The organism is Pseudoalteromonas sp. Z9A5 (assembly GCF_011378875.1).
Classification (GTDB): domain Bacteria; phylum Pseudomonadota; class Gammaproteobacteria; order Enterobacterales; family Alteromonadaceae; genus Pseudoalteromonas.
On the sequence record NZ_WTLC01000036.1, the window covers coordinates 40010 to 50789 of the forward strand.

Sequence of the window (10780 nt, forward strand, 5' to 3'; positions counted from 1 at the left end):
TAAAATTATTGAATTACCATAAACGACTATGCTTATTTTATTTCTAAATTACTGAAAGCTATTTCTAACACACTAGATAACGCAGTATTATTAATAGCGTCAGCTTTAAGGTTTGTTGTTCTTTTAGGTAACTTAACTGCAATTCCATCGTTATATATTTGATACATTGTTTTATGTTTAGTAAAAGTGAGTGTTTGTTCATTTTTATTAAAAATAAACTCACCGGAATACGCTAGCTCAATTTCTTCACTCTTGTTTTTAAAAATATATACCAAATATTCCTTGTCGGCTTTCCAATGAAATAGTTCCATCGTTTTGCCACCCTTAAACGTTAAAGAGTAAATTAAAGTAAGATCCAAATCATCACGTAATGTGTTGTACTCTCTTTCGAGCATTTGGTTTTCAATTCTTGTTTTTTTTATATGCCTCTCTAACACAGAGTTTATAATAAAATCGCTTTTAACAATTTCCATTACAACTGGTTTATTTTTATCTACTTTAAACGTTGAATACTCATGCTCACAGCAACCGCTTTTAGTCGACGTGTGTATGGTTTGTGTTTTGTAATCTACATCAAACATACCACAATAGTTTTGTGCTAATTTAGTAAATTCTTCACTGTGCTCTAAACCACTTTCGGTTTGCAGGTATACTTGATAAGAAGGGCCGCCATAACAGCTATTACGCCCATCTCTGATCGCAAAATCGGTAATATTGTCAAAATTGAAATCTTGAGCTATAAAAAACCTTTGCTTATCGTATGGTAGTTGTAAAGGGGTTGTTTTTGCAGTGGTATCAGCCTCTAAAGTTAAGCCTTTAGAATAAATAGTAATTATACTTTTGCCTGTACTCGCTTCAATAATAGAAATACTTCCATTATTAAACACTTCATCCTGGCTACCCTCTTCAATACTAATTAGCCCTGTGTATTTTTCTGAAAAACCCTTAATTTGGTAATCTGTTTTACAAAAAGCGGTAGTGGAAAATAAGACGAATATAAATGTTAAGTAGTGTGTGCTCTTCATTTTGCATCCTTGCATAATGGATTTATACGTATTTCACGCATAAATTTAAAAAAATAATTATAATCACTGCCTTTATTTAAACGCAGTGATTACAAAATAATTATTGATTTAGTTTTTCTTTCGCTTCTTTCACTTTTTCAAAATCTAAACCAAGTTCGTCGGTTGCTTCTTTAATCAAGTGTGGTTGCGTCATCACGACTGCCATTAATTGCTGTAGCTTTTCTGGCGGAATACCAAGCTCTTGAACAAGCGCCATTGCCATCATTGGGTTTTGAGTAAACGCTTCAAACAATGCTTTTACTTTTTCGTCGCTTACGTTGTGCTCTTTTAAAATTGCAATAATTGGGTTCATTTTTAACCTTGTGTGTTTTTGTACGTATTTTATATTTACTAAATTATATTAGCTGAGCCATGCATTAACAACGTCAACACACGTCTCAGTGTTATATCTCATGGTTATTCTACAAGTAAAACAACTTTACCAGCATTTTCATTTCGCTCTAAAATAGCATGAGCTTCGTTTGCGTCGCTCCAAGGCAATGTTTTATACAGGTTAAAGTCGTACTTTTTAGTGGCAATATCATTGTAAAAACGCGCTACAAAGTCGTCGCGCACCTGGCGTTTAAACTCAATGCTGCGATTTCTAAGTGTTGAGGCATGAAACGAAATACGCTTGCGTAAAAGCGCGGCAAAATCAACCTCTGCAAAACGTCCATCTAAAAATGCAAGCATCACAATTTGGCAATCCATCGCTGCAATAGCGGCATTTTTATTTAAGTAACTCCCCGAAACAGGATCTACAATTGCATTTGCTGTTAAGTCATTTGCTTTCATATATTCTACAAAGTCGGTGGTTTTGTAGTTAATTGCATGATCGGCACCGAGTTCTTTTGCGTGTTGGCATTTTTCATCCGTACCTGCGGTAATAACCACGGTAGCACCTGCGCTTTTAGCCATTTGAATTGCGGCACCGCCTACACCACTAGCACCTGCATGAATGAGCGCTGTTTGCCCTTTTTGTAATTTACCAAGCTCAAATAACGCGCCAAATGCTGTTAAATACACTTCGCTTATTGCAGCGCCTTCAGCCATTGTTACATTATCGGGTAATTCCATAAGCTGTTTTGCATCAACAGCTACATATTCACTGTAAGCGCCACCAGCACACAAAGCAAAAACACGTTTATTAAGCCAAACTCTATCAACTTTACCACCAATATCGCTAACAACACCGGCACATTCTAAACCTAAAATAGGGCTATCTCCCGCAGGGGCCGGGTATTTACCTTGGCGCTGCATACTGTCTGCACGGTTTACACCTATTGCTGCAACTTTAACAAGTACTTCGTGGCTCTTTAAAACCGGCTTTTCGGTTTCACTAAATGCAAGATTACCATCTTCATGAGAAATATATTTCATTGTTGATCCAAGTTTAAAAACTGTAATAACATATAGATGGGGATGAACACAGATTCAAACAACCTCAAAAACGCCAACTTTGTTTATAAGGGTAAACATCAGGTAAATAACCGGCTTTTACTTGTTGCTGACACTCTTGCCAAAATGTCGCTAAAAACAAGTTACTGTTCTCATTATTAAAGTAGTTAAACGCAATATCATTGGCACTAAAAAACACTTTAAATTGGCTCGGAAATATATCGTTTTCAGCTATATCAAAATACGAGTTACTACTTAGCTCTTCGAGTGCGTTTTGGGTTTGTGGCACATCTCTAAAGTTACAATCGGTAAGCGGGCAAATTTCGTCAAAGTCGTAAAACACCACTCGCCCCCATCGCGTTACGCCAAAGTTTTTCATTAGCATGTCGCCTGGAAATATATTAGCACCGGCTAACTCTTTAATTGCTTTACCGTAATCAACCATTACTCGCTCTAAGTTTTTGTTATCGCATTGGTTAATGTATAAATTAAGCGGGGTCATTTTACGCTCAACATAAACGTGCTTTAAAATAAGTGCCTTACCCGATATAACCATACTGCTACCAATTTGGTTTTTCATCTGCTCAAGCAATTCATCGCTAAAACGGCTTAAATCAAACGCTAAATATCTAAACTCGTGCGTATCTACCAAACGACCAACCCTATCGGCTTGTTTTACAAAGTTATACTTGTCTATTACTTGTGCTTTGGTGGCTGTTTTTGGCGCACTAAATTTGTCTTTAATTACTTTATAAACGTAATCTAGCCCTTCAATAGTAAATACCAGCATTACCATACCTGGCGTCCCTGGTGCTGTGACATACTTAAAGTTGGCTGGACTATTTTTAGTCGTATCGACCTTGTGTCGATAAAACTCAGTTTTGGCGTGCTTTATAAAACCAATGGCGTTAAATAACTCAAAGCGTTGTTTATGTGGCATTAACACACTTAAGTAATCTACATAACGAGCGGGCTTATCGGTATCAACCATAAAATAGGTGCGTGCAAAACCAAATAATAAACTTAATTGATCGGCGCCCATCATTACAGCATCAAGCTTTAGTCCCTCATCGGTATTTAAAATAGCGATAGCAAAAGGCATATTGTCGCCATTTTTAGCAATGCAGCGCCCTATTAAATAACAGGCTTTGTTTCGAAAAAATAATGAATTGGCGTATTCAATATACCCATCGTTTAAATTTATAAGTTCGTACACCTGTTTGCATTGCTGCTGAGCGCCTTGCATTAACGTACTTTGTAATGTGGCTACATCGGGTTCTAAATTACTAAATGGCACTCTAAACACTTGATTAGTAATAAGCGTTTTAACGGCGTTATTAAACCCATTATGTAGCGATACCCTGCTAACTAAGCTTTCATAAGAGCGTGGCTCACTACGATACTTTGCTTTTAATACAAATAAATGCACAGTACGAATTTTTTTATCGTCCCAAATTGCGCCAAACGTTGAGTTAAAAAAGGTATGCGCAATAGGTTTATTTTCGTGATTTTGTACCATATCGCCGTAAATGTTTTTAGCTAATTGCCACGTTTGCGGGCAAGTAAGTTCAGCGTAAGCAATAACTCTCAGGGCTTCACTCACATTTTTTACTTCGCGCTCATACACTTGTAAACGTTCACGCATAGCACTTTGTACACTGTGATACTGTCGTTGCTCAAACCGGCTTTGTGCACCCAGTGTAATATTTAAAAATTGCGAAAACATCGCCTCAAATCCAGCAAAAACAGATCGTGCAAGCTTACTGGCTACTACGTGTTGTAGCGCATTATTAGATTGATTTGTTAGCCTATTTTGCATAAATACAGCACTTATATTGATGCCAGTTATGGCGGTTATTTTTTATTAATGGTTTACACCTTAGCAAGCAGGCTTTAATTTAGATAATTAATAAAGTATATAAATAGCATTGATCTAATGAATATAAGAAACGTCGACCTCAACTTGTTAGTTTACTTAAATGTACTCATCGATGAAAAAAGTGTTTCAAAAGCTGCAAATAAACTTGCACTTACGCAACCAGCTATGAGTAACGCATTAAAACGTTTGCGCGATTTATTTGACGATCCGCTACTTGTGCGTGCCGCAGGCTCTATGACGCCAACGGCAAAGGCACTTGTGTTAAAGCCCGAAGTTGAAGCCCTATTAAAAATGGCTGAAGCTATTACGCAGCCTAGTGAGCAGTTTAACCCTACAACCGCAGAAGTTACGTTTAGAATAATGGCAAACGACTACATAGAGTCGACCTTAATAGCCCCTTTTATAACCGCGCAGCTTAGTAAAAACCCCGGTATTAATTTTGATGTATTAAGCCCAAGCGACGTAAACCTACAAGACATGGAAAAAGGCACTATAGATTTAGCAATAAATCGCTTTAATGGTTTGCCACGCTCGTTTCATCAAGCCAGTGTTTGGCGCGATAATTACTGTTGTTTAACCCATCCTAAAAATACATTTTTACAACAATCAGGGTTAGACGACTACTTACAAAAAGAACATATTTGGGTAAACCGTGCAGGTTGGGGGCCGGAGGCCGCTGTTACTAATAAATCAGGCAAGCAAAAATTAGGCTGGGTAGACGAGGCGCTTTGGCAACTAGAACAAACGCGTAAAATACGTGTTTTTACTCGCCACTACATGGTTGCAAGCCTGCTTTGCCAATCAGAGCAACTTATTGCCACCCTACCGCGCAGGCAAGCTAAGTTATTAACTGCACACACCAACTTAGTAATAAGCCCAGTGCCATTTCAAATAGTCCCTATTGAAGTAAAAATGATATGGAGCCCACTGCTTCACCACACACCTGCGCATCAATGGCTCAGACGTGCATTATTAGAGTTTGCTAAAACGATTGCCGATAGATAAATTAAATACAATATGGTGGGCATGAGCATTTACTATTTTTTAAGGACTAGGTTTCGGATTTTTTCAAACTAATTGTCGCATCAAGTTAAATTTTATGCAGCTGCATTTCTTCTTTTTTCTGGGTTTAAATTTACTTCATTTTAGACTGTTTGTACCTGTTACTTTAAAGTATATTCAAATGCCTAATTAATCTTGCAAGTTCTTTTTAGACCTTAGCGTTTGTGGTTCGCACTTTTTGACCTATAAAATATATGCTGGCCATCAGGTATTAAATTTATCATAACAAGGATGTAACTATAGATGCAGTATATAGACCCCTTCCCAGTCAAGTGTGAGTTTTGCCAACACTTAGCTTATTATCCATTGACCCCACTTAAAGCCGAAAAAGCAGCTTGTACAGCTTGCAAAAAAGTTTTACGCCAAACTCCTCGTAACCTTCGTAGTTCAAGCCGTAAACATGGAATTGAAATTTGGCCTTTTGCTTTTGTGTTTGAAGTTATCTCAGATTTCGATCTTGATTGTGATCTCGTTTACGATGAAGAGCCTAATGAGGAAACAACTCTATTAGCATTTGTTGATCTAGTGCAAAAAATTAAACCAAGTGTTTCCACTCGTAACCTACTTGATTTTGGTATGTTAAACACTGCTCGCTCTACCTGCGATGAAGAAAAATTATTAACGCTAAAATTAAAAGAACTGGCTTTGTTGTCTCACCCAGAAGAACCATTGCCAGACAATAGCTCTCTTGCAGATCCCAATGTAAAAGGCATTGAGAAATAATTGGTTTGCAGGTAATGCGAGTTTAGAAAAAGTTCTGGCGCGCATACCTTTTTAACCTAAGGTAGTAATCCATTGCATGAATTTTTCTATATATTGCTCTGGTATTATTGCCATAGGAATAGATTGCAAAGTCTTGTATCTAATATGATCAGTTGTTACTTCAGTAAAAAAGCGTGTAAATGCTTGCTCTGGCTCAACATGAATAGCATGTGAGAAAAACTCGGTATTGGCGCTGCGTTCGATCCATAAATATCGGTTCTCCCTTGCCGATACTAATAATAATTCAACCTTATCTGGCGCGTTAGACAGTGCATACAAAATGTATCCTGGTGCGTATTCACGATTTAAGCTAACCATATTTTACAAAATTTAATTTAGTAATAATTTAGTAATAATTTAGTGACATAAGTGCAGTAAATACCAATAAATTAAAGCTATTTATAACCATCTAGCCAAGGGTAATTTATTAAGTATTAAAAATATAGGAATGGGGATGAAAGAGTAGAAAAGTTACACCTAAACAATTTTGGTTTCAAATTTAAAGGTTTTAAATAATAGCTATCAATCCATTTTATGATTTGATAGCTATAAATAGTTCATGAAAGAATTTAAATATTTATGTGCCAGTTATCATTGTATGCCTTGATTAATCAGATTCTTCAACAGGGGTAAAACGCCACCCTTTAAAAACTAATTTACTTGCAGTGCCTCCAGAGCCTGAAGAACCACCAAAGCTCGCTTCATTTAATGCGGTGTCGTAATGCACACCACCAGCGCCATTAACGGTCACTACATCTCCTAAAATAGAGCCTTTAAAACCAACAGCAGAGGTAATTTTAACTTCGGTATAAGGTGCATATATAACAGCATAAAGCTCTCGTGTGCCACCTGAAACTTCAACACCTGAGCTACTCCCTGTATATGAGCTATAAATACTAAAAACAGGTCGACCTTCGTCTGTAATGCCATTGTCGGGGGTGTAAACTTGTGCACCACTTCCTATTTTAAACTTACCTTTTATGATAATAGTTAAGCTGCTGTTATCTGGAATAGTTAGCGAACTTGCACCACTCATTGTAAAGTCGCCATCTACAAACATCACCGCATTGTAATTTTCTTTTACCTGCATTCGTCCTTTAATTGTCACATCATCAAAATAAAAAATTTGCGTTGCTGAATCAAGAAAAGTCGCCGATTGAGCGTTAATATCTCCATCTGGAGTGCTACCAAAATCGACTAAAAAGTTAGCTACGCTCGTTTCTAATTCGAGTAAATCGCCTGCGCTACTGTTATTATTTATATAAAGATCAGGGCTTGCTGTATTAATAGATACATCGTCAATAGCTGTTGCAATATCAAGTGGGTCACACGTAGTTAACCCTCTATTATTTTCGCTTTCTGGGGTTATTTTTTCAACGGGTTCAATATCTGGGATTGATATTGCTGAGCTTGATACTTTATAAGGTGAAAAAGCATACTCTGGTGTATCACCTTGAAATGATCCATTACCTGCGTATCTTAAATCTTTACCATCGATAGTGCTGCCCCACTGTTTGAGGTTCACATTACCTTGAACACGCACACCACCAAAAACACTTCCACCTGTTTGTTCATAATTACCTGATGTGTAAACACCATTACGTATTATTGTTTGGTTAAAAGCTATTAAATCATATGAACTAACGGTTCCCTGAATTGTATTACCCGTAATTGAAATAGAACCTGATGAACTCACATCTCCACCAACTGGCGTTTGCTGTATTGATATAGATTGGTTTGCTGAAATACTACCAGAAACAGTACCGCTGCTTTGTGAAAAGCTTAAATACGCTGATGCATCACCACCTACAACCACACCACCAGAGAGTATTAAATTACCATTACTATGGATATTACCGGTAACGTCTGCACCTTGCGTAATTGATAAATTATTAGACGATAAAACATCGCCTTCAATTGTCCCGCTACCATTGAGAATAATATCGCCTGTATCGTTTACTGTACTAACGAAAGACTGTTCTGATGTGTTTTGACTACCATCATCTAATGTGTCGTTGTAATCCCCTAAAGACGAATCATAGCTATCAATTAAGCCACTCCCCGTAACTGCAACACCAGAACAGCCTGTAATTCCTCTAGAAAAAACAGAGGCACCTGTGGTTCCACCACCACCAGCAACAAACTCAAATATGGCTTGCATTTGATCCTCACCTTCAAAGCGAGTGCCTTCACTAGAAATTAATACATCGCCATTACTATCAACTTCAATAGTTGCATTGTATAGGCTTGATTCAAGCGAACCCGTACCTGAAACTTGGCTATTTTTGGCAATTAAATCGCTAATATTTATGGTTGGGTCTGCGAGCATTCCTGCTTCAAGTTTTTCCATACTTGAAAACACACCCTTTTCGGACATTAACCTTGCGTTTAATTTTTTTTGAAAATTACCACTCAACCTTTCTTGAATAACACTATCTCTAAGAGTGCTCAGTACGACAATTGATGCCATAGACGTTAAAATAAGTACCGTGACAAGCGTGAAACCGGATGTGTTTTTCATTTATTGAAACGCCTTATTCATTACTATTTGCGATAAAGATATATCGATAACTAAGCGGTTATTAAATTGGCTTGGTAAGTTTGTAGGCTCAACAAAAACGCTCACTATATTATTATCAATTGCATAGCTAATTGTATTAACACCTTTTAATATTTTGACTTTGCCGTTCCCTACATCACAAAATAATGAGTCGTCTTCGTGACTATAGTTTTCAGTGAATGGCGCATTAATTATTGAACCTGTACAAGCAAGTACACCCGACTCTTGATCAACACTTAAAATATTATTGCTATAAGTAGGAATTGAGCTGGTTTGTTTTAAACTTCGCGTAAATATTTTGCTGCTAAAGCGAATAACATCGAGCGCATTTTCTAAATCTTTTGCTGTGCTGGTACTGCTATTAATTGAAGAATAAGCCAAGCTAACCCCACTGAGTAAAAACATCCCTGCAGCAAGCGCAACCATAAGCTCTATTAAAGTAAAACCACTGTGTTTATTTATTAAATGTTTCATGGTGTGCACCCAGCAGGCAGTGTTGGAAAACTTCCTGTAATTACAACGCGGTTCTCTAAATTATCAGTCAAACGTTTATCTTGCCATGTTATTTCAACCGGTAAGTCATTTGAAAAATTAGCTGGTAAGGTAAGTGTGTATGCATCTATTTGTGGAGATAAATAATTTATAAAATCGGCATCATTGTACAAACTAGGGTTAGTTTGTTGCAGCTCACATAAGTGAGGCCAAATGCGTTCTAAAACATTATTAGCTTCAATAATAGACACCGTATAATTAAAGCTGTTTGTAATATATTGCAATGACTTTAATTGACCTGATGCTAATCCTAATAAAGCTATAGTCGCAACAATTAATGCAACCATAACTTCTAAAAGAGAAAACCCCTTACTATAATTTTTTAGCATGTTTCAGGAGCCTCAACTAACCAACTTTGTCCACTTTGTAAAACGCATAATGTAAAGTCGGTGGTTGTACTATCGCTATCACTCACCAATATTTGGTACATTTGGTCTAATTCACCAGCACTTGAAATATCAATATCTTTTAGATCGACTGAAATACTGCTATGTGTAACTTCAAAAATATTTAACGTGGTTTGCGTTGAATTAATAGCAGTTTGTACTTGCCATTGATTGTTTGATGTTTTAACGGAAACTGTTTGATTTCTTTTAATTGCTTCACTGCGTGCAAATTTAAAAACACTATGCAGTTGATTAGAATTTGTAACTAACCTATCCCGCTTTATAAAAGTAATAAACGAAGGAGCCGCAACAGCAGTTAAAATACCAATGATGGTCATCGTGATTAAAACTTCGAGTAAAGTAAAACCAAGGTTTTTTTTTACCAACACTGGGATTTATCCGCAGACTTGGTACCACTTTGATTTACAGATAGCTTGCCACACTCGTCACCACTTTGTGCACCTTTGGGTGAAACTTCTATCGTAAACTCTGACCCATTTGAAGCGCCGGTTGTTGCATCGGTTGTATATGTATATGAGTAGTAGTCTGAAGCAGGAAAAGTAAAAGTATCTGGGTAACCACCAACTCGGGTGTATTGCCTTTCTAAAACAGCTGTTTGCTGTAATAAAACCTGTTGCACATCAGCTCTTCTACTTTGCTGTATGTAACTCGTATAACTTGGAAGAGCAATTGCATATAAAATTCCAATAATTGCAATCACTATCATTAATTCAATAAGAGTAAAACCAAAACATTTTTTTAACCGCTGCGTATCCAATTATTTAATTCCATCATTTATAACAAGTATGTTTGATTTTTACGCAAAGCAAAAAGTAAGCCAACGTTCATCTTGATAGATATGATAGTGCTAAACTATGTATTGTCGATAATATAAAAGTTCGGATATTTAGAAACGTACGAGTAGTTTTAACAATGCACTAATTTAACTCAGTGAAACTAAAAAACGCACTAAAACAGTGCGTTAGATAAGTGCTTAAAATAATAAAGTATTTAAATTTAGCCTAGGGGCTGTTGATCTTTGTAGTATATATATTAATCAGCCCACATTGGTAGCCACATCATAGTAAATGCTAAAGCGAGCATGGAATGATAATTC

General features: G+C 36.7%; 12 protein-coding genes. 2 read left to right on the forward strand and 10 right to left on the reverse strand.

Annotated features, from left to right (window positions below; genetic code table 11):
- Window positions 1–32: 32 nt before the first annotated feature.
- The 4 genes from GQR56_RS16455 to aceK form a co-directional block, all read right to left on the reverse strand.
- A complete protein-coding gene (locus tag GQR56_RS16455; RefSeq protein ID WP_166113398.1) occupies window positions 33–1025 on the reverse strand; it encodes a hypothetical protein in 993 nt (330 codons plus the stop codon).
- A gap of 100 nt (window positions 1026–1125) precedes the next feature.
- A complete protein-coding gene (locus GQR56_RS16460) occupies window positions 1126–1377 on the reverse strand; it encodes a DUF2999 family protein (RefSeq protein ID WP_008131476.1) in 252 nt (83 codons plus the stop codon).
- A 104-nt stretch (window positions 1378–1481) separates the two neighbouring features.
- Window positions 1482–2444 (reverse strand): zinc-binding dehydrogenase, encoded by a 963-nt coding sequence (locus GQR56_RS16465; protein ID WP_166113401.1) that lies wholly within the window; start codon window positions 2442–2444, stop codon window positions 1482–1484.
- A gap of 64 nt (window positions 2445–2508) precedes the next feature.
- The gene (aceK, locus tag GQR56_RS16470; protein ID WP_166113404.1) at window positions 2509–4281 is read right to left on the reverse strand and encodes a bifunctional isocitrate dehydrogenase kinase/phosphatase; all 1773 of its coding nucleotides are present in this window, start codon (window positions 4279–4281) and stop codon (window positions 2509–2511) included.
- 117 nt (window positions 4282–4398) lie between these two features.
- Between aceK and GQR56_RS16475 the strand changes: the two genes are divergently transcribed.
- Window positions 4399–5346 carry a LysR family transcriptional regulator gene (locus GQR56_RS16475; protein WP_166113407.1) on the forward strand — a complete coding sequence of 316 codons (948 nt, stop codon included), beginning with the start codon at window positions 4399–4401 and terminating at the stop codon, window positions 5344–5346.
- 300 nt (window positions 5347–5646) lie between these two features.
- A complete protein-coding gene (locus GQR56_RS16480; protein ID WP_166113410.1) occupies window positions 5647–6126 on the forward strand; it encodes a hypothetical protein in 480 nt (159 codons plus the stop codon).
- Window positions 6127–6177: 51 nt separating this feature from the next.
- Here the strand turns inward: GQR56_RS16480 and GQR56_RS16485 are convergent, their stop codons facing one another.
- The 6 genes from GQR56_RS16485 to GQR56_RS16510 form a co-directional block, all read right to left on the reverse strand.
- Window positions 6178–6483, reverse strand: coding sequence for a hypothetical protein (locus GQR56_RS16485; RefSeq protein WP_166113413.1), 306 nt, complete (start codon window positions 6481–6483; stop codon window positions 6178–6180).
- A 289-nt stretch (window positions 6484–6772) separates the two neighbouring features.
- A complete protein-coding gene (locus GQR56_RS16490) occupies window positions 6773–8686 on the reverse strand; it encodes a PilX N-terminal domain-containing pilus assembly protein (RefSeq protein WP_166113416.1) in 1914 nt (637 codons plus the stop codon).
- A complete protein-coding gene (locus tag GQR56_RS16495) occupies window positions 8687–9199 on the reverse strand; it encodes a prepilin-type N-terminal cleavage/methylation domain-containing protein (protein WP_166113419.1) in 513 nt (170 codons plus the stop codon).
- Window positions 9196–9606, reverse strand: coding sequence for a prepilin-type N-terminal cleavage/methylation domain-containing protein (locus GQR56_RS16500; RefSeq protein ID WP_024613035.1), 411 nt, complete (start codon window positions 9604–9606; stop codon window positions 9196–9198). Before GQR56_RS16500 ends, GQR56_RS16495 begins: the two co-directional genes overlap by 4 nt.
- A complete protein-coding gene (locus GQR56_RS16505) occupies window positions 9600–10052 on the reverse strand; it encodes a GspH/FimT family pseudopilin (RefSeq protein WP_166113422.1) in 453 nt (150 codons plus the stop codon). The genes GQR56_RS16500 and GQR56_RS16505 overlap by 7 nt, the downstream gene beginning before the upstream one ends.
- Window positions 10043–10441: a type IV pilin protein gene (locus GQR56_RS16510; RefSeq protein WP_024613037.1), complete on the reverse strand. Its 399-nt coding sequence runs from the start codon at window positions 10439–10441 to the stop codon at window positions 10043–10045. Before GQR56_RS16510 ends, GQR56_RS16505 begins: the two co-directional genes overlap by 10 nt.
- Between the last annotated feature and the right edge of the window lie 339 nt (window positions 10442–10780).